This is a genomic window from Pseudomonas sp. GM41(2012), from assembly GCF_000282315.2.
Taxonomy (GTDB): Bacteria; Pseudomonadota; Gammaproteobacteria; order Pseudomonadales; family Pseudomonadaceae; genus Aquipseudomonas.
In genome coordinates, this window is the sequence record NZ_AKJN02000008.1 from 763,707 (window position 1) to 788,306 (window position 24,600).

Annotated in this window: 22 protein-coding genes and 1 other RNA gene; 9 read left to right on the forward strand and 14 right to left on the reverse strand. The window is 59.5% G+C overall.

Going from position 1 to position 24,600, the window contains the following annotated elements:
• Nucleotides 1–35 precede the first annotated feature (35 nt).
• Entirely contained in the window at nucleotides 36–1,199 is a 1,164-nt protein-coding gene (locus PMI27_RS04945; RefSeq protein ID WP_008146796.1) for a zinc-binding metallopeptidase family protein, read from the forward strand.
• Nucleotides 1,200–1,401: 202 nt separating this feature from the next.
• An RNA gene (ffs, locus tag PMI27_RS30765) (signal recognition particle sRNA small type) lies at nucleotides 1,402–1,498 on the forward strand.
• A 182-nt stretch (nucleotides 1,499–1,680) separates the two neighbouring features.
• On the opposite strand, the gene PMI27_RS04940 is transcribed toward ffs, so the two are convergent.
• Nucleotides 1,681–1,995, reverse strand: a complete 315-nt coding sequence (locus tag PMI27_RS04940; RefSeq protein ID WP_008146799.1) for a helix-turn-helix domain-containing protein — start codon at nucleotides 1,993–1,995, stop codon at nucleotides 1,681–1,683.
• 283 nt (nucleotides 1,996–2,278) lie between these two features.
• Between PMI27_RS04940 and PMI27_RS04935 the strand changes: the two genes are divergently transcribed.
• Nucleotides 2,279–3,979: a putative bifunctional diguanylate cyclase/phosphodiesterase gene (locus PMI27_RS04935; RefSeq protein ID WP_008146801.1), complete on the forward strand. Its 1,701-nt coding sequence runs from the start codon at nucleotides 2,279–2,281 to the stop codon at nucleotides 3,977–3,979.
• A 143-nt stretch (nucleotides 3,980–4,122) separates the two neighbouring features.
• On the opposite strand, the gene PMI27_RS04930 is transcribed toward PMI27_RS04935, so the two are convergent.
• Nucleotides 4,123–4,872, reverse strand: a complete 750-nt coding sequence (locus PMI27_RS04930) for a substrate-binding periplasmic protein (RefSeq protein ID WP_008146803.1) — start codon at nucleotides 4,870–4,872, stop codon at nucleotides 4,123–4,125.
• A gap of 144 nt (nucleotides 4,873–5,016) precedes the next feature.
• On the opposite strand from PMI27_RS04930, the gene dnaX reads away from it, so the two are divergent.
• From dnaX to PMI27_RS04905, 5 genes are all read left to right on the forward strand, one after another.
• Nucleotides 5,017–7,101: a DNA polymerase III subunit gamma/tau gene (gene dnaX / locus PMI27_RS04925; protein ID WP_008146804.1), complete on the forward strand. Its 2,085-nt coding sequence runs from the start codon at nucleotides 5,017–5,019 to the stop codon at nucleotides 7,099–7,101.
• A gap of 67 nt (nucleotides 7,102–7,168) precedes the next feature.
• Nucleotides 7,169–7,507 (forward strand): YbaB/EbfC family nucleoid-associated protein, encoded by a 339-nt coding sequence (locus PMI27_RS04920; protein ID WP_008028561.1) that lies wholly within the window; start codon nucleotides 7,169–7,171, stop codon nucleotides 7,505–7,507.
• Between the two features lie 262 nt (nucleotides 7,508–7,769).
• Nucleotides 7,770–8,804, forward strand: coding sequence for an NADP-dependent oxidoreductase (locus PMI27_RS04915; protein WP_008146807.1), 1,035 nt, complete (start codon nucleotides 7,770–7,772; stop codon nucleotides 8,802–8,804).
• A 65-nt stretch (nucleotides 8,805–8,869) separates the two neighbouring features.
• Nucleotides 8,870–9,472, forward strand: a complete 603-nt coding sequence (recR, locus tag PMI27_RS04910) for a recombination mediator RecR (protein ID WP_008146809.1) — start codon at nucleotides 8,870–8,872, stop codon at nucleotides 9,470–9,472.
• Nucleotides 9,473–9,659: 187 nt separating this feature from the next.
• On the forward strand, nucleotides 9,660–10,808 hold the full coding sequence (locus PMI27_RS04905) for an acyl-CoA dehydrogenase family protein (RefSeq protein ID WP_008146810.1): 1,149 nt from the start codon (nucleotides 9,660–9,662) through the stop codon (nucleotides 10,806–10,808).
• Nucleotides 10,809–10,944: 136 nt separating this feature from the next.
• Here PMI27_RS04905 and PMI27_RS04900 read toward each other — a convergent pair whose 3' ends face one another.
• The 8 genes from PMI27_RS04900 to ccoG all read right to left on the reverse strand — a co-directional run bounded on the left by PMI27_RS04900 (nucleotide 10,945) and on the right by ccoG (nucleotide 19,473).
• Nucleotides 10,945–11,493 (reverse strand): adenine phosphoribosyltransferase, encoded by a 549-nt coding sequence (locus tag PMI27_RS04900; protein ID WP_008146813.1) that lies wholly within the window; start codon nucleotides 11,491–11,493, stop codon nucleotides 10,945–10,947.
• Between the two features lie 79 nt (nucleotides 11,494–11,572).
• Entirely contained in the window at nucleotides 11,573–12,307 is a 735-nt protein-coding gene (gene fnr, locus PMI27_RS04895) for a fumarate/nitrate reduction transcriptional regulator Fnr (protein ID WP_008146816.1), read from the reverse strand.
• Between the two features lie 129 nt (nucleotides 12,308–12,436).
• The gene (gene hemN, locus PMI27_RS04890; RefSeq protein WP_033053568.1) at nucleotides 12,437–13,819 is read right to left on the reverse strand and encodes an oxygen-independent coproporphyrinogen III oxidase; all 1,383 of its coding nucleotides are present in this window, start codon (nucleotides 13,817–13,819) and stop codon (nucleotides 12,437–12,439) included.
• 180 nt (nucleotides 13,820–13,999) lie between these two features.
• A complete protein-coding gene (locus PMI27_RS04885; protein ID WP_008146819.1) occupies nucleotides 14,000–14,683 on the reverse strand; it encodes a sulfite exporter TauE/SafE family protein in 684 nt (227 codons plus the stop codon).
• Nucleotides 14,676–14,894, reverse strand: a complete 219-nt coding sequence (ccoS, locus tag PMI27_RS04880; RefSeq protein ID WP_007905420.1) for a cbb3-type cytochrome oxidase assembly protein CcoS — start codon at nucleotides 14,892–14,894, stop codon at nucleotides 14,676–14,678. The genes PMI27_RS04885 and ccoS overlap by 8 nt, the downstream gene beginning before the upstream one ends.
• A 22-nt stretch (nucleotides 14,895–14,916) precedes the next feature.
• Nucleotides 14,917–17,367: a heavy metal translocating P-type ATPase gene (locus PMI27_RS04875; protein WP_008146822.1), complete on the reverse strand. Its 2,451-nt coding sequence runs from the start codon at nucleotides 17,365–17,367 to the stop codon at nucleotides 14,917–14,919.
• A gap of 142 nt (nucleotides 17,368–17,509) precedes the next feature.
• A complete protein-coding gene (locus tag PMI27_RS04870) occupies nucleotides 17,510–18,049 on the reverse strand; it encodes a FixH family protein (protein WP_008146825.1) in 540 nt (179 codons plus the stop codon).
• Nucleotides 18,050–18,060: 11 nt separating this feature from the next.
• Nucleotides 18,061–19,473, reverse strand: coding sequence for a cytochrome c oxidase accessory protein CcoG (ccoG, locus tag PMI27_RS04865; RefSeq protein WP_008146827.1), 1,413 nt, complete (start codon nucleotides 19,471–19,473; stop codon nucleotides 18,061–18,063).
• A 495-nt stretch (nucleotides 19,474–19,968) separates the two neighbouring features.
• Between ccoG and PMI27_RS04860 the strand changes: the two genes are divergently transcribed.
• Nucleotides 19,969–20,988, forward strand: a complete 1,020-nt coding sequence (locus PMI27_RS04860; RefSeq protein ID WP_008146837.1) for a metallophosphoesterase family protein — start codon at nucleotides 19,969–19,971, stop codon at nucleotides 20,986–20,988.
• Nucleotides 20,989–21,066: 78 nt separating this feature from the next.
• On the opposite strand, the gene ccoP is transcribed toward PMI27_RS04860, so the two are convergent.
• The 4 genes from ccoP to ccoN are packed head-to-tail and all read right to left on the reverse strand — an operon-like array spanning nucleotide 21,067 to nucleotide 24,288.
• The gene (ccoP, locus tag PMI27_RS04855; protein WP_008146838.1) at nucleotides 21,067–22,050 is read right to left on the reverse strand and encodes a cytochrome-c oxidase, cbb3-type subunit III; all 984 of its coding nucleotides are present in this window, start codon (nucleotides 22,048–22,050) and stop codon (nucleotides 21,067–21,069) included.
• Entirely contained in the window at nucleotides 22,047–22,232 is a 186-nt protein-coding gene (locus PMI27_RS04850; protein WP_003175465.1) for a CcoQ/FixQ family Cbb3-type cytochrome c oxidase assembly chaperone, read from the reverse strand. The genes ccoP and PMI27_RS04850 overlap by 4 nt, the downstream gene beginning before the upstream one ends.
• Before the next feature lie 5 nt (nucleotides 22,233–22,237).
• The gene (ccoO, locus tag PMI27_RS04845) at nucleotides 22,238–22,846 is read right to left on the reverse strand and encodes a cytochrome-c oxidase, cbb3-type subunit II (protein WP_018925301.1); all 609 of its coding nucleotides are present in this window, start codon (nucleotides 22,844–22,846) and stop codon (nucleotides 22,238–22,240) included.
• Nucleotides 22,846–24,288 carry a cytochrome-c oxidase, cbb3-type subunit I gene (gene ccoN, locus PMI27_RS04840; protein ID WP_008157290.1) on the reverse strand — a complete coding sequence of 481 codons (1,443 nt, stop codon included), beginning with the start codon at nucleotides 24,286–24,288 and terminating at the stop codon, nucleotides 22,846–22,848. Before ccoN ends, ccoO begins: the two co-directional genes overlap by 1 nt.
• Nucleotides 24,289–24,600 lie beyond the last annotated feature (312 nt).

Genomic DNA, 24,600 nt, shown 5'->3' on the forward strand with positions numbered 1-24,600 from the left:
GATCTAGTCTTGGCAAGCCTCAGGGAGAGATCGTCATGTACCGCTTCTTCGAACAGCTCAGTACACGCATCGCCGCGCCCTTCATCGGCGAAAGCTCGCGTAACAGCAAGGTCTGGCAGTGCCGCTGCGGGCAGTCGCTGTTTTTTCGCAACAGCCAGTGCCTGGCGTGTTCGGCGGCGCTGGGTTATCAGCCGGAGCAGAGTCGCCTGTCGTCGCTGCAGCCCGGTGTGCAGGCTGATACCTGGTTGCTCGACGCCGATCCGGAAGCCGGTGTCTTTCGCCGCTGCGCCAACCTCGATTCCCCGGCCGCGTGCAATTGGCTGTTGCCCGCCAATGACCACGATGCGTTATGCATCGCCTGTAGCCTGAATCACACCATCCCCGACCTGTCGATTGCCGAAAATCACGAACGCTGGTGCAAGGTCGAAACGGCCAAGCGGCGGCTGGTTGCACAGTTGGTCAGCCTGGGGTTGCAGGTAACTCCCAAAACCGTGGACGAAGAGACGGGGCTGGCGTTCGATTTCATTGGTGTCGACCTCGAAGGCAAGCCACCCACCACGGGTCACGCCAACGGTCTGATCACCCTCGATATCAAAGAAGCCGACGATGCTCATCGCGAGCGGATTCGGGTGCAGATGCACGAACCTTATCGCACATTGCTCGGGCATTTTCGGCATGAGGTCGGGCATTACTACTGGGATCGGTTGATCGCCAACAGCCATTGGCTGGAACCGTTCCGCGGCCTGTTCGGCGACGAACGCGCCAGGTACTCCGACGCTCTCGAACGGCATTACCAGCAAGGCGCACCGCTCGACTGGCAGGAACATTACGTCAGCGCCTACGCGACCATGCATCCGTGGGAGGATTGGGCCGAAACCTGGGCTCACTACTTGCACATGATGGATGCGGTGGATACGGCGTTGGGGTTCGGAATGAGTGCCAGGGAGATGGATTTCGACTATCAGCCGTTTCCCCCAAGCACCCTCTATGATCCACAGCATCCCGGCGGGGCGGCGTTCCTGTCGTTCGTCAATGCGTGGATCGAACTGGCGGGCATGCTGAATGAGTTGTCGCGCAGCATGGGGCAGCCGGATTTCTATCCGTTCGTCCTGCCGCCGGCAGTGATCGCCAAACTGCACTTCATCCACCTGGTGATCCAGCAAGAGGGCGGCCGGGCGGATGAGGTGTTGGCGCAATAGGATCAAAAGATCGCAGCCTGCGGCAGCTCCTACAGGTGTACGCCGATTCATGTAGGAGCTGCCGCAGGCTGCGATCTTTTAAAGGTCAGCGCATGTCCTTGAAGCAGCACATGTTTTTTAATCCGCCCGAACGGTTGTAACTTCGTCTCAGATAGGTACAATGGCGCCGTTCGCCGTCAGGTGAACGTCGTTATGGTGATCCCATCGGTCCCCCCGCAACGATTACCCGTGAACCTGGTCAGATCCGGAAGGAAGCAGCCACAGCGGGAACATTGTGTGCCGGGGTGTGGCTGGTGGGGTTGCCTCCATAACGCACCGCGAGTCCTCTCTCGCGTTATCTGTCTAAAAAATTACATTCTTGTTGCTCTGCCATGGATCATGTCCAGGCGGTGTTTTTTCGTTTCCGTTTTTCAGGGCGAACACATAAAAGGAGGCCGAGCTGTCGAATGCGACAGCTCGGCCTCCTTTTTTATTTCTGGCGCTAAGGCTTGGACAAGGCCTGGTCAACCGCTGCAATCAGCTTTCCCAGATCCTTCGGGGTGGCTTTATGTATGACACCGAACAGATACGCCCGCTGTTCATCTTCATCGCCTAAATCTGCGAAAAAGGCTTTCAGCTTCACACCCAACACATCGGCAAACAGGAACAAGGCTTCCACGCTGGGGGTGTAGGTACCGGTTTCGAAGCGGCTGATGGTTTTGGGGTCAAAACCGGTTTTTTCACCGAGTTCAGCCTGAGTAAGCCCAGCGACCTTGCGGTAGCGCCGAATGGCCGCACCCAAACTTGAAATTTGCATCGCTTAATTCCCATTTAGAATCAAGAACTTAACGATAGATTTTTGCATTAGACAACTGCATGATCCATCACCTTGCTTTGCAAAATGTGATGCGTTTCGTAGAATCGCCGCTCAAAATGGGTATTTGCGGCCTTTAAGGTTAGTTGATCTCAGCTGTCAGGAGGCCATCAACCGCTGTTCATGGAGTGATAACGTGTTGCTGCGCATTACCTATAAAAACATCTCTTCCGGGCATCCTGCACTGGTCGAGCGGTATCACCGCTAGCCACAGCGAGCCTGACTCATGGATGAGAAATACCGCAGGGCCGTGGATGCCGCCGCGATTTTTTCCGAGACTGATCTGAGCGGCCGGATCACCCACGTCAACGATCAGTTCTGTGCCGTGTCCGGCTATAGCCGCGAAGAACTGCTCGGGCAGAACCATCGTCTCCTCAACTCGGGTCTGCACTCCGCCGATTTCTTCGCGGCGATGTGGCGCACCATCGCCTTGGGCCAGGTCTGGAAAGGCGAGATCTGTAATCGCGCCAAGGACGGCAGCCTGTATTGGGTCGACAGCACCATGGTGCCGGTACTTGATGACTCCACCGGGCGGGTTGACCGATATCTTTCGATTCGTTTCGACATCAGCGAAAAACACCAATTGCTGCATTCACTGCAATGGCGGGTGGGGCATGACGTGCTGACCGGGCTGCCGAATCGCGCGTTCCTCTCGGATTTGCTGGATCAGGCGCTGGAGTTCTCCCGACACGAAAACATCCCGCTGGCGGTGTGCATGCTCGATCTCGACGGCTTCAAAGCGGTCAATGATGGCTACGGGCATGCTAGTGGCGATCTGCTGTTGGTCGAGGTGGCCAAGCGTCTGCGCACCATTGTTCGCGGCGAAGATGTGGTGGCGCGGTTGGCTGGTGACGAGTTTGTGTTGGTGTTGCGATACGTGCGAGATCTGCCGGAACTGCGTGCGGCGTTGAACCGGGTGCTCGGCGCTATTTCGGCGCCGTACTCGCTGCATGGCAAGGGCGTCAATGTGTTTGCCAGTATCGGCGTCACCCTGTTCCCCCACGACAATGAAGATGCCGAAACCCTGCTGCGTCATGCCGATCAGGCCATGTACGTGGCGAAACAACGCGGTCGCAATCGCTTTCATGTGTTCGACGTGTCACGGGATCAGGAGGTCAAAGCCACTCACCAGACGGTCGAGCGAGTGCGCCAGGCGCTGGCTGCCGGTGAGTTGCGTGTGCATTTCCAGCCCAAGGTGAACATGCGTCGTGGCGAGGTTGTCGGCTTCGAGGCGTTGTTACGTTGGGAGCATCCGCTACACGGCATGGTGCCGGCCCGGGAGTTTTTGCCGCTGGTGGAAGAAACGGACCTGATCATCGATATCGGTGAGTGGGTAATGGATCAGGTCCTGTCGCAGTTGCACCATTGGCAGCAAGCGGGGCAGGGCTGGCCAGTCAGCATTAATATTGCGGCACGACATTTCCAGCGCGCGGATTTTGTCGACCGGCTCAAACACGTGCTCGCCCGGCATGCCCAGGTGGCTCCGCAGATGCTCGATCTGGAAATCGTCGAGTCGGTGGCGATCGAGAATATTCAGCACGTCAGCGCCTGTTTGCAGGCCTGTCAGGCGCTGGGGGTGCAGTTCTCACTGGGGGACTTCGGCACTGGTTATTCGTCCCTGAGCTACCTCAAGCGTTTGCAAACCCAAACCATCAAGATCGACAAGTCGTTCGTGCGCGATATCGTTAATGATCGTGATGATCTGGCCCTGACCATGGCGGTCATTGGCCTGGCTCGGGCCTTTGGCCGGCAGGTGATCGCCGAAGGGCTGGAAAGTATCGAGCACGGTGAATTGCTGCTACGCCTGGGCTGCGAAGTTGCTCAAGGCTGTTTCATTGCCCGGCCGATGCCGCCCGCAGAAGTACCGGGCTGGGTTGCGGGGTTTGTCGCGCCAGTGCAATGGCAGGTGCTGGATCAAGCAGGCTGAAGTTTTGTGATCAACACCGAACCCATGTGGGAGCGAGCCTGCTCGCGATAGCGGTCTGACATTCAACATTGATGGGGACTGACATACCGCTATCGCGAGCAGGCTCGCTCCCACAATGGTCTCGTGTCGATCAGAGGAATCGCTTAGGGTGTGCTTGGCTCGGAACCTATATAGAGCCGGATGATGTCGTCGATTTCCCCGGACATTTTCATTCGCACCAAGGTGCGCAAAATGCGCTGCACGGGCACCTTGGGATCGTTGCGCACATAACAACCGACACTCTGTTCCTGCAAGACCGCCACGCCTTGCAGTTGCCGGCCAGGCAGCAGGCGCTGATTGAACCAGTCCAGTGTCCATTGATTACTCACGGCATAGCGATAGCGTCCGGCGTGGAGTTTTTCCAGCACCTGCTCCTGGTTGCGCGCGTCTTCGCGATGCAGCCGGTCGGCGTCAAACAGCGGTTGCAGGGTCGGGTAGCTGTAGCCGAGTACGGTGCCGATGGCTTGTCGCGACAAGTCCGCAGGTATCACTGAGGTCAGCGGATCTGACCGGCTGATCAGCAGGTCGCGCTGAAACCACAGTGGAATGCTCCAGATGTAGTCCCCGGACTGATTCGGCTGCCAGGACTGCGCCGCATAGCAGCGGATATCGACTTCGCCGTGCTCCATGGCGTTTTGCACTCGCGTGCGAGGCAGCACGTGAAATTCGGCCGGTACGCCGACCTGGGTCGCGAGGCTGACCATCATGTCGTGCAGGATGCCTTGGGTGGGGCGGCCGCGGTCCAGTTGCACCATCGGCATCGCCCAACTGTCGGGCACCACGAAGCGCAATGGCGGCTCGGCGCCAGCGACATTCAGGCTGATCAACAGCAGTGCCCCAAAGGCCAGCCGCATAAACGCTCCGGTGCTGATAAAACCCGAGCCGATAAAAGCCCCCCAAAGACCATCTTAGCCAGATTAGACGAGCGCACCGGATGCAATTTTGGCCTTGCTCCGATAGCATTAGCCGCTTCTGTTCCTTCGTTGCGACGGTTTTCGATGAGTTATCAGGTTCTTGCACGTAAATGGCGTCCGCGCTCGTTCCGCGAAATGGTCGGCCAGACCCATGTGCTCAAGGCTCTGATCAATGCCTTGGACAGCCAGCGGCTGCACCACGCCTATCTGTTTACCGGTACCCGCGGGGTCGGCAAGACCACCATCGCGCGGATCATCGCCAAATGCCTGAACTGTGAAACAGGTATCACTTCAACGCCGTGCGGCGAGTGCTCGGTGTGCCGCGAGATCGATGAAGGCCGCTTTGTCGACCTGATCGAGATCGACGCCGCGAGCCGGACCAAGGTCGAGGACACCCGCGAACTGCTCGACAACGTGCAGTACGCGCCGAGCCGCGGGCGCTTCAAGGTCTACCTGATCGACGAAGTGCACATGCTCTCCAGCCATTCCTTCAATGCGCTGTTGAAAACCCTTGAAGAGCCGCCGCCCTACGTCAAGTTCATCCTGGCGACCACCGATCCGCAGAAACTTCCTGCAACGATTCTTTCGCGGTGCCTGCAGTTCTCTCTGAAAAACATGACGCCGGAGCGTGTGGTCGAGCATTTGACCCATGTGCTGGGTGTCGAGAACGTGCCGTTCGAAGACGACGCACTGTGGCTGCTGGGCCGTGCTGCCGACGGTTCGATGCGCGACGCCATGAGCCTGACCGACCAGGCGATTGCCTTCGGTGAAGGCAAAGTCATGGCTGCCGACGTACGGGCGATGCTCGGCACGCTCGATCACGGTCAGGTCTACGATGTCCTGCATGCTCTGATCGAAGGCGACGCCAAGGCCTTGCTCGAAGCCGTCCGTCACTTGGCCGAACAAGGCCCGGACTGGAACGGCGTGCTCTCGGAAATTCTCAACGTGCTGCACCGTGTCGCCATCGCCCAGGCTTTGCCTGAAGGCGTCGACAACGGTCATGGCGACCGTGACCGGGTGCTGGCGCTGGCCCAGGCTTTGCCGGCCGAAGACGTGCAGTTCTATTACCAGATGGGCCTGATCGGTCGCCGCGACTTGCCGCTGGCGCCGGACCCGCGCGGTGGCTTCGAAATGGTCCTGTTGCGAATGCTCGCGTTCCGGCCGGCAGACACCACGGACGCGCCAAGGCAACCGCTAAAGACAGTGGGGATCAGCCAGGCCACAGTTGATTCCGCAAATTCAGTGGCTGCCGCGCCCGTTGTTGCGCCGGTAGTCGCTGCGGCAGTTGCACCCGTTGAGCCTGTGCCGGTTGCGACAGTGGTTGCTCCAGTACAAGCGCCCGAGCCTGAGCCGGTCGTGCCCGTCGTTGCGCCTGAGCCTGTCGTTGAAGCAGCAGCGGTCGAAGTCGTCGTCGATCTGCCTTGGAACGACCCGATAGAGCCCGAAGTCGTTCAGCAACCTGCTGTCGAGCCGGTGCTGGAAACTGCCAGCGAGCAACCCGAATTGGCGCCGATGCCATTACCGACGCCCGACAGCGTAGTGCCGGACGCGCCTGAGTGGGCCGCTGCGCCGATTCCGGAGCCGTCGGTAGCCGAAGTCGACGCCGCCACGCCGGGCATGGACCTGGACGACGAGCCGCCGCTGGACGAGGACTACATCGAGCCGGACATGGAGTCGGCTTACAGCTACCTCGACGAACTGGCCAGCGAACACACCGCTGAGCCAACGCCGGAAGCCGAACCTGAACCGGCCGCCATGCCGGCCACCGGTCTGGCGTTGCAATGGCTGGAGTTGTTCCCGAAACTGCCGATCTCCGGCATGACCGGCAGCATTGCCGCCAACTGCACGCTGATCGCCGTCGAGGGTGACAATTGGCTGATGCACCTGGACCCGGCCCACAGCGCGTTGTTTAACGCGACTCAACAGCGTCGCTTGAACGATGCGTTGAACCAGTTTCACGGGCGTACGCTGACCCTGCGCATGGAGCTGATCAAGCCCGAGCAGGAAACCCCGGCCCAGGCTGCGTCCCGTCGCCGTGCGAACCGTCAGCGCGAGGCCGAAGAGTCGATTCACGGTGATCCGTTCATCCAGCAAATGATGCAGCAGTTCGGTGCGGTGGTCCGTAACGATACTATTGAACCTGTCGAGACCCTGGTCACTCAGGGCTAATAACTGAAGGTGTTCGGCCGAAAGGGCCGGGCGCTGTATTTATCCAAGTACTTTTGAGGTGATTCCCATGATGAAAGGTGGCATGGCCGGCCTGATGAAGCAGGCACAGCAGATGCAGGAAAAAATGGCCAAGATGCAGGAAGAACTGGCCAACGCCGAAGTCACCGGTAAAGCCGGTGGCGATATGGTCACCGTGGTGATGACCGGTCGTCACGACGTCAAGCGCGTGACCATCGATCCAAGCCTGGTCGAAGGCTTGAGCGAAGACGACAAAGAGATGCTGGAGGCTGTGTTCGCTGCCGCCGTCAACGATGCCGTGCGCAAGATCGAAGCCAACAGCCAGGACAAAATGTCCGGCATGACCGCTGGCATGCAACTGCCACCGGGTATGAAACTGCCATTCTGATTCGCCAAAGCGCTTCGGATGGGTTACAAAAAAATGCCAGGCATCGCGCCTGGCATTTTTGTTTCTGTCTGTTGAAGATTTAGCGCCTATCAGGCCGCTTTCGCGAGCAGGCTCGCTCCCACAGGTGACCGCGTTCCAATGTGGGAGCGAGCCTGCTCGCGAAGAAGTCGACTCGGTCCTGTTGAAGAAACATCGAACGCGCTACCCCCATCAAGGTCTGCTCCCTATACCGCCAAATTCATCGATCAAAGGAGAAGCTCACATGCCACAAGCATTGACCCTCAACCAACGTATCGTCCTGGCGTCCCGCCCGGTAGGCGCGCCGACGCCGGAGAATTTCCGCCTGGAGCGCGTTGCGCTGCCGGACCTGGCCGACGGTCAGGTGCTGCTCAAGACCCTTTACCTGTCACTCGATCCCTACATGCGCGGACGCATGAGCGACGCGCCGTCCTACGCCGCACCGGTTGAGATCGGCGAGGTGATGACCGGTGGCGCTGTCAGCCGGGTCGAGCGCTCGCTGAATCCGAAGTTTCAGGAAGGTGATCTGGTGGTCGGTTCTACCGGTTGGCAGAGCCACAGCCTCAGCGACGGTCGCAACATTATTCCGATGCCGTCCGGGCTGCCGAGCCCGTCAATGGCGCTGGGCGTGTTGGGCATGCCCGGCATGACCGCGTATATGGGCCTGATGGACATCGGCCAGCCCAAGGCCGGCGAAACCCTGGTGGTGGCGGCTGCATCCGGCGCTGTGGGTTCGGTGGTCGGCCAGGTGGCGAAGATCAAGGGCTTGCGCGTGGTCGGCGTGGCCGGTGGCGCGGACAAGTGCCGTTATGTGGTCGAGGAGTTGGGTTTTGATGCCTGCATCGATCACAAGAGCCCGAACTTCGCCGATGAATTGGCCAAGGCGTGCTCCGAGGGCATCGACATCTATTACGAAAACGTCGGCGGCAAGGTGTTCGATGCCGTGCTGCCGTTGCTTAATCCCAAGGCGCGAATTCCACTCTGCGGTCTGATCGCGTCCTACAACACTCACGAAGCACCGAGCGGCCCGGATCGACTGCCGCAATTGCAGCGCACGCTGCTGACCAAGCGCGTGCGAATCCAGGGCTTCATCGTGTTCGACGACTACGGTGATCGTCAGCCGGAATTCGTCAGCGCCATGGCGCCGTGGGTGCGCGACGGCAAGGTGAAGTTCCGCGAAGACGTGGTCGATGGCCTAGAGCAGGCGCCTGAGGCGTTCATCGGTCTGCTGGAAGGACGCAACTTCGGCAAACTGGTTGTGCAGGTCGCCCAGGACTGAGTAATTGACGCTAAACAGAGGCGCGGGTATAAACCGCGTCTCGTTGTTTTGTCGGACTTTTCCCCATGAGCTTCAGCCCTTTGATTCGCCAACTGATCGACGCCCTGCGAATTTTGCCAGGTGTGGGTCAGAAAACTGCCCAACGCATGGCGTTGCAGCTGCTCGAGCGTGATCGCAGCGGCGGCTCGCGATTGGCCCTGGCACTGAGCCAGGCCATGGAAGGGGTGGGTCACTGCCGGTTGTGCCGCACGCTGACCGAAGACGACCTCTGCCCGCAATGCGCCGATACCCGTCGCGACGACACCTTGCTCTGCGTCGTGGAAGGGCCGATGGACGTTTACGCGGTGGAGCAGACCGGTTTTCGTGGGCGCTACTTTGTACTCAAGGGCCATCTGTCGCCACTCGACGGACTGGGGCCGGAAGCCATCGGTATTCCGCAACTGCTGGCGCGGATCGAAGAGGCGGGTACGTTCACTGAAGTCATTCTGGCGACCAACCCGACCGTGGAAGGTGAGGCGACAGCGCATTACATTGCCCAATTGCTCAACAACAAAGGCCTGATCGCCTCGCGCATCGCCCATGGCGTGCCGTTGGGTGGCGAGCTGGAATTGGTGGATGGCGGGACGTTGGCGCATTCGTTTGCCGGGCGTAAGCCGATCGTTTTGTAATTTGTGGCGTCTGCACTGACGCCATCGCGGGCAAGCCTTGCTCCTACAAAAACAGAAGCACCGCATCACCTGTAGGAGCAAGGCTTGCCCGCGATGCAGGCGACGCGGTCCATCTTATTCACACAATCTTGTTGAAAACCAAGCAAGCGCTCGGTTAACTTCGCTGAACCTTCAGTGGAGCTCGCCGATGCCTGCCTTTCAGGATTACTTCGACCCCAGCCACCAATTGGTCCGCGACAGCGTCAGACGTTTCGTCGAGCGCGAGATCTTGCCGGACATCGACCAGTGGGAAGAAGCCGAAAGCTTTCCCCGCGAGCTCTACCTCAAGGCCGGGGCGGCGGGGATTCTGGGGATCGGTTACCCCGAAGCCCTGGGTGGCAGCCACGAAGGTGATCTGTTCGCCAAGGTCGCCGCCAGCGAAGAGCTGATGCGTTGTGGCTCCGGCGGCTTGGTGGCGGGGCTAGGCTCGCTGGACATCGGCCTGCCGCCGATCCTCAAGTGGGCCAGGCCCGAAGTCCGCGATCGCGTTGTGCCGCAGGTGCTTGCCGGCGAGAAGATCAGCGCCCTGGCCGTGACCGAGCCCAGTGGTGGCTCCGACGTCGCCAACCTGCAAACCCGCGCCGTGCGTGACGGCGAGTTCTACTGGGTCAGCGGCAGCAAAACCTTTATCACCAGCGGCGTCCGCGCGGATTTCTACACCGTGGCGGTGCGCACCGGTGCGCCGGGTTTCGGTGGCATCAGCCTGCTGTTGATCGAGAAGGGCACGCCCGGTTTCACCGTTGGCCGTCATTTGAAGAAAATGGGTTGGTGGGCGTCGGACACTGCCGAACTGTTCTTCGACGATTGCCGGGTGCCGGTTGGAAATCTGATTGGCGCCGAGAACATGGGCTTCGCCTGCATCATGGGCAACTTCCAGAGCGAACGCCTGGCGCTGGCGCTAATGGCCAACATGACCGCGCAACTGGCGCTGGAAGAAAGTCTGAAATGGGCTCGCCAGCGCGAAGCGTTCGGTAAACCCATCGGCAAGTTTCAGGTGCTCAAGCATCGCCTCGCCGAAATGGCCACGGCACTGGAGGTGTCGCGGGAATTCACCTACCGCCAGGCGGCGAAAATGGCGGCGGGGCAGAGTGTGATCAAGGAGATTTCCATGGCCAAGAATTTTGCGACTGACACGGCTGACCGGATTACGACGGATGCGGTGCAGATTTTGGGTGGCCTCGGCTATATGCGCGAGAGCCTGGTGGAGCGGCTGTATCGCGATAACCGGATTCTGTCGATCGGCGGGGGGACGCGGGAAGTGATGAACGAGATCATCAGTAAGCAGATGGGGCTTTAATCGGTGGTGTAGCGGCTGACGCTATCGCGAGCAGGCTCGCTCCCACAGGGGATCTCCTGTGTACACAAACTCTGTGAACGACATAGATCAAATGTGGGAGTGAGCCTGCTCGCGATGGCGTCAGCCCAGACGCCGCCTATTTATCAGACAACGCAAACTGCGTCAGGCAAAACGTCGGAATCCCCATATCTTCCAGGCGCTGTGACCCGCCCAACTCTGGCAAATCAATGATCGCCGCCGCCTCATGAACCCGCGCGCCCATGCGTCGAACCAGGTTCGCCGCGGCAATCAGCGTCCCGCCCGTGGCGATCAGGTCATCGAACATCACCACCGAATCGCCCTCGCACAGGCTGTCGGCGTGGACTTCGAGGAAGGCTTCGCCGTATTCGGTCGCATAACCCTCGGCCAGTACGTCGGCCGGCAGTTTGCCTTGCTTGCGGAACAGCACCAGTGGCTTGTTCAGCTGATAGGCCAGGACCGAACCGATCAGAAAACCACGCGCGTCCATCGCACCGATGTGGGTGAAGTCGGCCTCGACATAACGATGGGCGAAGCTGTCCATCACCAGGCGCAAGGCCGTGGGCGACTGGAACAGCGGGGTAATGTCGCGAAAGATCACGCCTGGCTTGGGAAAGTCGATCACAGGGCGGATGAGGGATTTGATGTCGAAGGAGTCGAAGACCATCGTCGAGGTGTCCTGGCAGGCTGCAAACGACGGAGTATAACGGCGGCTGAACCGTTTCGCTCAGCCGCCATCGCCGAAATCAGCCGTCTAGCGAGCCGCCGGCCAGGGCGCAGAGCTGGATCGGGTCGAGGATGTGGATTTCCTTGCCTTCAGCCGCAATCAATTCGTTTTGCTGGAAACGCGTGAACACCCGGGACACGGTTTCCACCGCCAGGCCCAGGTAATTGCCGATTTCGTTGCGCGACATGCTCAGGCGGAACTGGTTGGCCGAGAAACCCCGGGCGCGGAAACGGGCCGACAGGTTGACCAGGAACGTGGCGATGCGCTCGTCGGCGGTTTTCTTCGACAGCAGCAACATCATTTGCTGATCGTCGCGAATCTCGCGGCTCATCACGCGCATCAACTGACGGCGCAGTTGCGGCAGTTGCAGCGCCAGTTCGTCGAGGCGTTCGAAAGGGATTTCACACACCGATGTGGTTTCCATGGCTTGCGCCGAGACCGGGTGTTTTTCGGTGTCCATGCCCGACAGACCGACTAGTTCGCTGGGCAGGTGGAAACCGGTGAGTTGTTCTTCGCCGCCATCGCTCAGACTGAAGGTCTTCAGGGCGCCAGAGCGTACTGCATAAACGGAATCGAAGGTGTCGCCCTGGCGGAACAGGAACTCGCCCTTTTTCAGCGGGCGGCCACGTTTAACGATTTCGTCCAGCGCTTCCATGTCTTCCAGATTCAAAGAAAGTGGCAAGCAGAGGGGAGCCAGGCTGCAATCCTTGCAATGGGCCTGACTATGAGCGCGCAGCTTTACTGGCTCGGACATTTCTTAAATCCTTGTGGGAAAACACACATAAGCCGTAAGGGTAACCCACGGGAGGACATTCAGGCACGCGGCGATTTTGTCGCAGGGTCGTAAAGTCAGTGTTTCGTAGACCGGCCAGTGAGGTGATGGCTAGATCACCCGTGAAAACCGCTGGCGATTGTGCTGTTCCAGGTACGCGTCGAACACCATGCACACCGAGCGCACCAGCAATCGTCCGGCGGGCAATACGGTGATCCGTTCGTTATCCAGTTCGATCAGGCCGTCTTCAGCCATTCCCTGCAACTGCGGCCAGAGTTCGCCGAAGTAACCCTGAAAGTCGATGTTGAAGGCGTGTTCGATCTCGGAGAACTCCAGGCTGAAGGTGCAGATCAGTTGCTGGATGACCGCTCGTCGCAGGCGGTCATCGGCGTTGCACAGCAGGCCCCGGCTGGTAGCCAGCTGCGAGCTGGCCAGCGTGTTCTGGTACTGATTCAAGTCGCTGTTGTTCTGGCAATACAGGTCGCCGATCTGGCTGATGGCGGACACGCCCAGGCCAATCAGGTCGCAATGACCGTGGGTGGTGTAGCCCTGGAAGTTGCGTTGCAGGGTTGATTCTTCTTGAGCAATTGCCAGTTCATCGTCGGGCAGCGCGAAGTGGTCCATGCCGATATAGCGATAACCGGCCTTGGTCAGTTGCTCGATGGTGCCCTGGAGCATTTCCAGTTTTTGCGCCGGTGTCGGCAGTTCGTCGCTGTTGATTCGCCGTTGCGGCATGAAGCGTTCCGGCAGGTGCGCGTAGTTGAACACCGAAAGGCGGTCCGGTTGCAGGTTGATCACTTCATCAACCGTGCGGGCGAAATTCTCGGGTGTCTGCCTTGGCAAACCATAGATCAGGTCAATGTTGATCGAGCGAAACTGCAGCGTGCGGGCAGCGTCGATCACCGCGCGGGTTTCTTCCAGGCTTTGCAGGCGATTAACTGCCCGTTGCACTGCCGGATCGAGGTCTTGCAGGCCGATACTGACCCGGTTGAAACCCAGTTCACGGAGCAGGCCCATGGTCGACCAGTCGGCTTCGCGAGGGTCGATTTCGATGCCGTAGTCGCCGGAATCGTCGTCCAGCAAGTTGAAGCTTTTGCGCAACTGGGCCATCAACTGGCGCAGTTCATCGTGACTGAGAAAGGTCGGGGTGCCGCCGCCGAAATGCAGTTGATCGACTTTCTGCGCGGGGTCGAGGTGGCAGGCGATCAGCTGGATTTCCTGCTCAAGGCGCTGCAAATAGGGCTGGGCCCGACCGCGGTCCTTGGTGATGACTTTATTGCAGGCGCAGTAGTAGCAAATGTTCGCGCAGAATGGCACGTGCACATACAGCGATAACGGGCGCAGGGCTTTACGGCTGTCGCGCAGGGCGTGGAACAGGTCGAACGTGCCGACCTGACCGTCGAATTGCACCGCGGTCGGGTAGGAGGTGTAGCGCGGTCCCGCCAGGTCGTAACGGCGGATCAGATCGGTGTCCCAACGAATGGCGTCGAGCATCATGCGGGCATTCCCCCGGATAGGCTGGCAGTGTCAGCGAGTCTAGGGGGAGGCGCGGTGGGGCATCTTGATTTGCGTCAACGGCATTAAGATCAAAAGATCGCAGCCTTCGGCAGCTCCTACAGGTGCACGCGATCTCATGTAGGAGCTGCCGAAGGCTGCGATCTTTTGATCTTTGCTTTAATGCCCCATGAGCCAATGCTGATGCGGCCCCGGCAAGGTCCAGATGCCGAACAGGATCACCAGTAATCCGCCCGTCATCCGCACGCTACGTTTGCGCAACAACGCCGTGACCCGCTCAGCCGCCAGCCCCGTGGCGAGCAACACCGGCCAGGTGCCGAGCCCGAACGCGAGCATCAAAAGCGCACTGTCCAGCGCATTGCCCTGACTCGCCGACCATAGCAACGTGCTGTAAACCAACCCGCAGGGCAGCCAGCCCCAGAGCGCGCCCAGCAGCAGCGCGCGGGGGACGTTCGACACCGGCAGCAGTTTGTTGGCCACGGGCTGGATGTGCCGCCACAGGCCGCGACCGAGGCTTTCGATGCGGGTCAGGCCGCTCCACCAACCGGCGAGGTATAGGCCCATGGCGACCAGCAGCAATCCGGCGATGACGCGCATGAACATCGCCGCGGGGCTGTTGGCTACCGCCCACCCGGCCAGACCGATCAGCAGGCCGGCCGTTGCGTAGCTGAGAATTCGCCCCAGGTTGTAGGCCAGCAGCAGTCGAAAACGCCGGCTGCGTTGCTCCTTGGGAATCGCCAGGGTCAACGCGCCCATCAAGCCGCCGCACATGCCCAGGCAATGCCCGCCGCCGAGCAGACCGAGAATCACCGCAGACACCAGCAGCGGCGCCAACTCAAGCATGAGGGGGCGCCTTGTCGTCCGGTTTGGCCGGATGGCCGCTGGCTTCGTCGACCGCGGCCTTGTGGTTCGGGTCCTGGTCATCAAACAGGATGCTGTGGGCCGGGCCGTCGAGGTCGTCGTACTGACCGCTGTCGACTGCCCAGAAGAAGATGTAAATGGCGATGGCCACGATCAGCAGCGCGGCCGGGATCATCACGTAGAGAGCTGGCATCTTGACTCCATGCCCGCGCGGCTCAGGCCGGCAGCGGACGGGTTTCTGGCGTGGCGCTGACCGCAGGCGTGTTTGGCATGCGAGTCAGGCGCAGGGCGTTCAGCACCACGGTCAACGAACTGATGGACATGCCGACCGCGGCCCATACCGGGGTGATCCAGCCGAGGGCGGCGAACGGCAACATGAGGCCATTGTACAGCCCGGCCCACAGCAGGTTCTCGATGATTACCCGGCGGGTGCGCCGAGCCAGGCTGAAGGCTTGTACCAATGCGTCGAGGCGGTTCGACAGCAGTACGGCATCGGCACTGGTTTTCGCCAGATCGGTGGCCGACCCCATGGCCACGCTGATGTCGGCGGCGGCCAGCACGGGCACGTCGTTGACCCCGTCACCGAGCATCAACACCTTGCGGCCTTCCTTGTGCAGCTGTTGCAAGACCTGCAATTTATCGTCAGGACGCAAGCCGCCTCGGGCTTCATCGATGCCCAGTTCCGCAGCGACACTGGCGACCATCGGCGAGCTGTCACCGGACAGCAGCAATGTTCGCCAGCCGCGAGCCTTGCAGGCCGCGAGCAGTGCAGGTGCATCGGCACGCAGGCGGTCGTCGAGAACAAACCACGCCAACGGCCCCTGGTCGTCGCCGAGCAACAGCCATTGGCCGGCCTCATCCGGCATCGATGGCACGGCAGCGCCACTGAGTTCACAGACAAAACCCTGTTGGCCAATGCGCAGGCGTTGTTCACCGACCAACCCTTCGAGGCCGAGTCCTGGCGTGCTGTGGACTTCTTCGGCGGCCAGCGGTGCCCGGCCAAACGCCCGGGCGATCGGGTGTTCGGAGCGGTTTTCCAGCGCTGCGGCGAGGCTCAGGCATTGATCGCTATTGAGTGCGCCGAGCGGGCGAATCGAACGCAAGGCCAGGCGACCTTCCGTCAGCGTGCCGGTCTTGTCGAAAATCACCGTGTCGATCTGATTGAGGCCTTCCAGCACGTGGCCGCGAGTCAGCAGCAAGCCGAGTTTGTGCAGTGTGCCAGTGGCGGCGGTGAGGGCGGTCGGCGTGGCCAGGGACAAGGCGCACGGGCACGTCGCAACGAGCATTGCCAGCACAATCCAGAAGGCTCTCGACGAATCCAGTTCCCACCAGATGAGGCCGATGACGGCCGCGGCAATCAGTGACAGCAACAGGAACCATTGCGCGGCGCGATCAGCAATTTCCGCCAGTCGCGGCTTCTCGGCCTGGGCGCGGTCCAGCAGGCGGACGATGGCGGACAGTCGGGTGTCTTGACCCAGCGCCAGGACTTCCACGGTCAGCGCGCCTTCGACGTTTAGGGTGCCCGCGGTGACGGCATCGCCCGGCGTGCGCGGTTGCGGCAGGTATTCGCCGGTGAGCAGGGATTCGTCGACGCTCGACTGGCCGTCGAGGATCTTGCCGTCAGCCGGGAGGATTGCACCGGGATGCACCAGCACCTGATCGCCCACACGCAGTTCGCTGAGCAGGATCCGCTCGCTCTGGCCGTCGGCACTCAAGCGCAGACACGAGGCGGGCAGCAGGTTTACAAGCTGTGCGGTGGCGGCGGCGGTGCGTTCGCGGGCGCGACGTTCGAGATACCGTCCGGCCAGCAGGAACAGCGCGAACATGCCCACCGCATCGAAATACAGTTCACCGACACCGGTGATCGAGGTCCAGATCCCGGCGATGTAGGCGCTGCCAATGGCCAGCGACACCGAAACGTCCATGGTCAGATGGCGGGTGCGCAAGTCGCGCATGGCGCCTTTGAAGAATGGCGCGCAGCTGTAGAACACGATCGGGGTGGTGAGGAACAGCGCGACCCAACGCAGGATGGTGTGCAGCTCGGGGCTGAGGTCGATGTTGAATTCCGGCCAGGTGGCCATGGTCGCCATCATTGCCTGAAACCACAGCAACCCGGCGACGCCGAGTTGGCGCAGGGCCAGGCGGTTTTCGCTGGCCAGTTGTTCGCTGGCGCGGTCGGCCTGATAGGGGTGCGCGGCGTAACCGATGTGGCGCAATTCGCTGAGTACCTGGCTCAACGGCAGTTGCGCGTCCGCCCAGCGCACATGCAGGCGATGGTTGGACAGGTTCAGGCGCGCTTCGGCCACTGCCGGCAAGCCGCGCAGGTGTTTCTCGATCAGCCAGCCGCAGGCGGCGCAACTGATGCCTTCCATCAACAGGGTGGTTTCGGCCAGTTCGCCTTCGTGGCGGACGAAGGGGGCTTGCACGTCGGCGCGGTCGTACAGCGCCAGTTCGTCCACCAACTGCACCGGCAGCGCTTCGGGGTTGGCCGATGACTCGCTGCGATGCTGGTAATAGGTTTCCAGTCCGCCGGCCACGATGGCTTCGGCCACGGCCTGGCAACCCGGGCAGCAGAACTCGCGGGTTTCACCGAGGACGGCAGCGGTGAAGCGGCTGCCGGCCGGGACGGGCAGGGCGCAGTGGTAGCAGGGGAGTGGAGTGGTCATGAGGTGAAGTCTATATCGTTCGGAAGGGCCTCATCGCGAGCAGGCTCACTCCCACATTTGATCGATGTCGTGCACAAAATTCATGTACACCGCAGATCCACTGTGGGAGCGAGCCTGCTCGCGATGCGCGAAGCGCAGGCTTTTACTTCTTCAGGTCTTCGGCGCCTTGCAGTGGTTCATCACCTAGCAGCAAATCCTTGTCATGGCTGACCTGTTCTTCTTCGAACATGCGCCAGGTCTTGTCATCCTGTACGCCCAGCAGTTCTACAAAGCGGCGACCGTCGACCTTGTCGTTCAACTGGCCAATGTAGCGGCCCTGTTCGGTTTCGCTGCGCGCCAGGGTGATCTTGCGATCCTTCTCTGGCTGGGTCGGTGAGATCAGGTTCAGCTCCAGGGTTTTCGGTTGGCTGTTGCCGCTCAGGCGCAGGTCGACCTCACCGGTCACGTCGTCCAGATGAACGCTGGCGCGCAGCAGCAGGGTCTGCGCCAGCAACTCACGGTCGAGGGAACGGTTGATGCCTTTGCCGGCTTCGTAATAGTTGTCGTTGACCAGGTTGTCCGGGTTGTTCACCGCGATCGTCACCATGGACAAGGTCAGGGTCACGGAACACGCCAGGATGGCGATGATGATCCACGGCCAAAGGTGCTTGTACCAGGGGCTTGCGGCAGTTGCTGTGGGCATGATCACTTCTCTCAACGAACTTGTGGGCCGATGAACCGGCTCTTGGCTTCAATGTGGACGCTGTCGTCATCGGCATCCTTGAGGATGAATTTCACCTCGTTGGTGCTCGATGGCAGTTTCTCCGGTGCGCTGGACAGTTCGACCGGTTGGCTGAAAATCTCCCCGGCGGCGACCTTGATCTCGCGCTTGCCTTGCAGCTTGAGGTCCGGCAGGCCAGCGGCTTCGAGCACGTAGGTGTGGTCGCGCTGATCCTTGTTCATGATCTTCAGGCTGTAGACGTTTTCGATCCGGCCTTCGGCGTTTTCGCGGTACAGCACGCGGTCTTTGCTGACGTCGAAACCGACCAGCGAACGCATGAAGAACGCGGTCATCAGCAAGGCGATCATCGCCAGCAGCACCGTGGCATAGCCGATCAGGCGCGGGCGCAGTTTATTGGTTTTTTGCCCGGACAGGTTGTGCTCGGTGGTGTAGCTGATCAGACCGCGCGGGTAATCCATCTTGTCCATGATGCTGTCGCAGGCATCGATGCAGGCCGCACAGCCGATGCATTCGACTTGCAGGCCGTCGCGGATGTCGATACCGGTCGGGCAGACCTGGACGCACATGGTGCAGTCGATGCAGTCACCCAGGCCCATGGCCTTGTAGTCGACGCCTTTCTTGCGCGGGCCACGGCTTTCGCCACGACGCGGGTCGTAGGAAACGATCAGGGTGTCTTTGTCGAACATCACGCTCTGGAAGCGTGCGTACGGACACATGTAAATGCACACCTGCTCGCGCAACCAGCCGGCATTGCCGTAGGTGGCGAGAGTGAAGAAGCCGACCCAGAAATACGACCAGCCGTCGGCTTCGCCGGTGAAGAAGTCGATGGTCAGCTCGCGGATCGGCGAGAAGTAACCGACGAAGGTCATGCCGGTGATGAAGCCGATCAACAACCACATCGTGTGTTTGCTGAATTTGCGCAGGAATTTGTTGGCACTCATCGGCGCTTTGTCGAGCTTGATGCGCTGGTTGCGGTCGCCTTCGGTGACCTTCTCGCACCACATGAAAATCCACGTCCAGACACTTTGCGGGCAGGTATAGCCGCACCAGACCCGGCCGGCGTACACGGTAATGAAGAACAGGCCGAAGGCGCTGACGATCAGGATCCCCGAGAGCAGGATGAAGTCCTGCGGCCAGAAGGTTGCTCCAAAGATGAAGAATTTGCGTTCCGGCAGGTTCCACCAGACGGCCTGATGGCCACCCCAGTTCAGCCAGACCGTGCCGAAATACAGCAGAAACAGCCCGGCACCGCCCATCATCCGCAGGTTGCGGAACAGGCCGGTGAAGGCGCGGGTGTAGATTTTTTCTCGAGAGGCGTAAAGGTCGACGCTGTTGTTCGCGTTCTTGGCAGGGGTGACGTCGTGTACCGGAATCTGATTGCTCATCATTGCATCCCACGGCAGTGGAAAAATGCCCCGGTCAGTACGTGCCGACCGCGGTCAAAAAGAGGTGTTGCAGTGGCGCAATGATACGCCTGTCGCTCTAGCCCGAGGGTGCGACCTTTGGTCGCGTTGGGGAAAAATCATGAATGGTGTAGCAGATGTAACAAAACGTGATGCAGATCAATTGACTTGTTCAGTATGGACGGTTTTTTGCGTCCTGCCTTCCACACACTGCCCACCTGTTTCGGCGTGCCTGAGCATGCTGGCGATTCAATGACTGTTGTGAGTCTGTCGTTTTAATCTTTGTGTTGTTGTTTTTTTGGAGCGCTTATATAGGCGAACTTGTGAGGAGTTGTGGGTGCTTAGTTGCTGGCTTGAAATATAGTTAATTAATTGTCGGGTGCTGGATGTTTGTGTGAGTTTGAAGTCTGCTATATGTTTGTATCCGGACAGATTGTCTGTCGCTAAATTATTAATGTTATCTGGAAATGGAATTCTATGAACGTATCAACTACGGGTGGCCTGTTGGCGTGCCTGGCCTTTGCTGTCATGACACCTTTTGCACATTCAGCGCCAACAACAGTATCTCCGGTGGATATGGTGTTTACCTCAGATCCGCAATATCCGTGGACTGAGAAAACCGATGCCGGTGAAACCCAGACCGACTCGGAACGGGATTCGCGTTCCAAGTGGCTGATCGAAACCCAATACAATGATATTGCCAATTTCAGGCAGAACTTTGGTGGCGTCGCGCGAGTGCCGGTGATGATCAATGGCGATATCACTGCCTTTGGTCATGGTTGGCAGCGTTCGGTGGTCAAACCGATTCTGGACAACAAGTTGCTTGGCCAGTATGACTATGGGCTGGGTAATCATGACTATGAGAACAATGTCGATGACTGTCTTTTTAATAATTGTGCCGCAGGGAGTGTCGAGGATTTTTTGACGCGCTATACCGGTAAAGATGGCAGGGCCGACAGCATTGATGTTCAACTGATAGATGAGGGTACCGTCAAGAAACGTGTGTCTGGCAGTCTGGCTTACTCCAAGAACTTTGGAGATGTTCATATGGTGCAGCTGAATAATGAGCCTACTTACTCGGTCAACTTTACCGCTTATGACTGGCTGGTGCCGAAGGACTATCACCTGACGGACGCACTTGACTGGTTGGAAAAGGATTTGAAGGGCGCCCGTGAAAAAGGCCAGATCATTATCCTGAATATGCATAAACCCCAGTGGGGTGGCAGTGATCAGCAATTGAGTCGCTTCAATAAGATGATCAAAGATTACAAGGTGACCGCGGTGTTTGCCGGGCACTACCACCGGTCTCATGGCAAATACACCAGCGCCACCAGAGAGTTTGGTGACGTGCCATTGTTCCTGAGTGGGGCGGCTTCGCAACAAACGTACCTGATTGCGACCTTCACCAAGGAAAGGGACAAGTTGATGGTCTACCGCGTGACGGGCAACAACTGGCCTAGTCGAAAGCTTGAGGCAACTATCCCGGTCAAGCGTTAAGTCGGGTCGATCGTAAAATGAAAACGGCCCCGCCAGTATTACTGGCGGGGCCGTTTTTTGTTGCATCAAGCGTTTGTCTTACTGGGCATCCGCTACCGGCGCTTTCTCACCGTGAGAAAGGCTGTAGACGTAAGCGGCCAGCAGGTGAACCTTGTCGTTGCCTTGCAGCTGTTCTTGCGCAGGCATCTGGCCCTGACGGCCGTAACGGATGGTCTGCTGCAGTTGAGCGAAGCTCGAGCCGTAGATGAACGCGCCCGGGTGGGTCAGGTCAGGTGCGCCCATGGCTGGCGTACCTTTGCCTGCCGGACCGTGGCACGCCACGCAGTTGGCAGCGAACAGTTTCTGCCCGGCAACCGGGTCAGCCTTGGCGCCTTCCGGCAACTTGCGGCCATCAAGGCTGGTCAGTACGAACGCGGCAACGTTCGCAACGCCTTGCTCGCCGATCACTTCAGCCCAGGCCGGCATCACCGCGTGACGACCGCCCATGATGGTGGTCTTGATGGTTTCCGCTTCGCCGCCCCAGCGCCAGTCGGCGTCGGTCAGGTTAGGGAAGCCATAAGCGCCCTTGGCGTCAGAACCGTGGCAGACCGAGCAGTTGGAGGCGAACAGGCGGCCACCCATCTTCAGGGCTTGCGGGTCCTTGGCGACTTCTTCGATTGGCATGGAAGCGAATTTGGCGAAGATCGGGCCGAACTTGGCGTCCGACTTGGCCATTTCCTTTTCCCACTCGTGAACGCCGGTCCAGCCGCTCTGGCCGTTGGCGAACGCGGTCTGCTTTTCGTTATCGAGGTAGTTGTACCCCGGCAGCAGGCCTTTCCAGTTACCCAGGCCCGGGTACAGCACCAGGTAGCCCAGGGCGAAGATGATGGTGCCCACGAACAGCATGAACCACCATTTTGGCAGTGGGTTGTCGTACTCCTCGATCCCGTCGAAGGAGTGGCCAACCGTTTCTTCGGTGGCTTCGCTGCGCTGGCCCTTGCGGGTGGACAGCAGCAGCCAGGTCAGGGCGAAGATCGTGCCGAGACTGAGGACTGTGACGTACAGACTCCAGAACGTAGTCATTCTTTGTTACTCCTAGAAGCTTGCTCGACGTGCTTGATGGCTTCGGGATCATCCGCGAAAGGCAGCAAGGTCGCGTCTTCAAACTCCGACTTGCGCTTGGGGCTGAATACCCACAACGCCAGACCGATGAAGGCCACCATCACAACAACGGTGCCCAGGCCACGAATCATCCCGATATCCATCTAAATCACCGTTTGCTTTTGATGATGGTGCCCAGGCCTTGCAGATAGGCCACCAGCGCGTCCATTTCGGTTTTGCCCTTCACAGCATCCTTGGCGCCGGCGATGTCTTCGTCGGTGTAAGGGACGCCGAGCGTGCGCAAGACTTCCATTTTCTTGGCGGTGTCTTTGCCGTCGAGCTTGTTTTCCACGAGGAACGGGTAGGCCGGCATTTTCGACTCAGGCACTACGTTGCGCGGGTTGTACAAATGCGCACGCTGCCAGTCATCGGAGTAACGACCGCCAACACGGGCCAGGTCCGGACCGGTACGCTTGGACCCCCACAGGAACGGGTGGTCCCAGACGCTTTCACCGGCGACCGAGTAGTGGCCGTAACGTTCGGTTTCAGCACGGAACGGGCGGATCATCTGCGAGTGGCAGCCGACACAACCGTTGGCGATGTAGATGTCGCGGCCTTCCAGTTCAAGGGCGGTGCGAGGCTTCATGCCTTCGACCGGCTTGTTGGTGACGTCCTGGAAAAACAGCGGAACGATCTGGGTCAGGCCGCCGATGCTGACGGCGATAACCATGAAGAAGGCCAGCAGGCCAATGTTCTTCTCGACTGCTTCATGCTTCATCAGTGAGCTCCAACTACAGCAATCTGTTCAGCAGCTTTGGCTTCTGCCGGGTTCGAGGCACGTACGGTACGCCATACGTTGTAGGCCATGAACAGCATGCCGCTGGCGAAGAACGCACCGCCCAGGGCGCGAACGATGAAACCAGGATGGCTGGCTTGCAGCGCTTCAACGAACGAGTAGGTTAGGGTGCCGTCGTCGTTGATTGCACGCCACATCAGACCCTGGGTAATGCCGTTGACCCACATCGAAGCGATGTACAGAACGGTACCGATGGTCGCGAGCCAGAAGTGCGTGTTGATCAGGCCGATGCTGTGCATCTGCACACGACCGAACAGTTTCGGGATCATGTGGTAGATGGCGCCGATCGAGATCATCGCTACCCAGCCCAAGGCGCCGGCGTGTACGTGGCCGATGGTCCAGTCGGTGTAGTGAGACAGCGAGTTGACGGTCTTGATGGCCATCATCGGGCCTTCGAAGGTCGACATGCCGTAGAAGGCCAGCGACACAACGAGGAAGCGCAGGATCGGGTCGGTGCGCAGCTTATGCCAGGCGCCCGACAGGGTCATCATGCCGTTGATCATGCCGCCCCAGCTGGGTGCCAGCAGGATGATCGACATCGCCATGCCCAGGGACTGAGCCCAGTCCGGCAGAGCGGTGTAGTGCAGGTGGTGCGGACCGGCCCAGATGTACAGGGTGATCAGCGCCCAGAAGTGCACGATCGACAGGCGATAGGAGTAGATCGGACGCTCGGCCTGCTTCGGAACGAAGTAGTACATCATCCCCAGGAAGCCAGTGGTCAGGAAGAAACCCACCGCGTTGTGGCCATACCACCACTGGATCATCGCGTCAGTCGCACCGGCGTAGGCCGAGTAGGACTTGAAGAAGCTGACCGGCAGGGAAGCGTGGTTGACGATGTGCAGCATCGCCGTCACGACGATGAAGGCACCGTAGAACCAGTTACCCACATAGATGTGCTTGGTTTTGCGCTTGGTGATGGTGCCGAAGAACACCAGACCGTAAGTAACCCAGACGATGGCCAGCAGAATAGCCAGGGGCCATTCCAGTTCCGCGTATTCCTTGGTGGTGGTGTAACCCAGCGGCAAGGTAACGATCGCGCCGACGATCACCGCTTGCCAACCCCAGAAGGTGAAGGCGGCGAGGCTGTCGGAAATCAGTCGCGTTTGGCAGGTTCGCTGCACGACGTAATAAGAAGTGGCAAACAGTGCACAACCACCGAAGGCGAAAATCACCAGGTTGGTGTGCAACGGGCGTAAGCGTCCAAAAGTCGTCCACGGCAGACCGAAGTTCAATTCCGGCCATACAAGCTGTGAGGCGATGAAGACACCAAGCCCCATGCCAAGGATCCCCCAGACCACCGTCATGATGGCGAACTGGCGGACTACCTTATAGTTATAAGCAGTCGGACTGATTGCTGTGCTCATTCTAAGGTTCCACGGTTTGGGTGTTTTATTAGGAGTAAAAATCGGCCGCAAGTATGGAGAAAGCGGGGGGTCATTGCAACGCGCCATGACCTGGGTCAATGCTTTCAAAAGCTGATTCTGCGGCCTTTCCATGCGCTGCGTAGGGACAAAATTGCCCAAGGGCAAAATGTCGCAGCAGACGAAAATGGTGAGGGGGTCAGGTCGGATGTAACGGGGTGTGTTCAAACACAACGATCGGGTGACAGATGGCAATTGGCACGACAGCCGGTATCTACCAGCCTTTGCGGCCTGTCATCGAGCAGATTCGTCGAA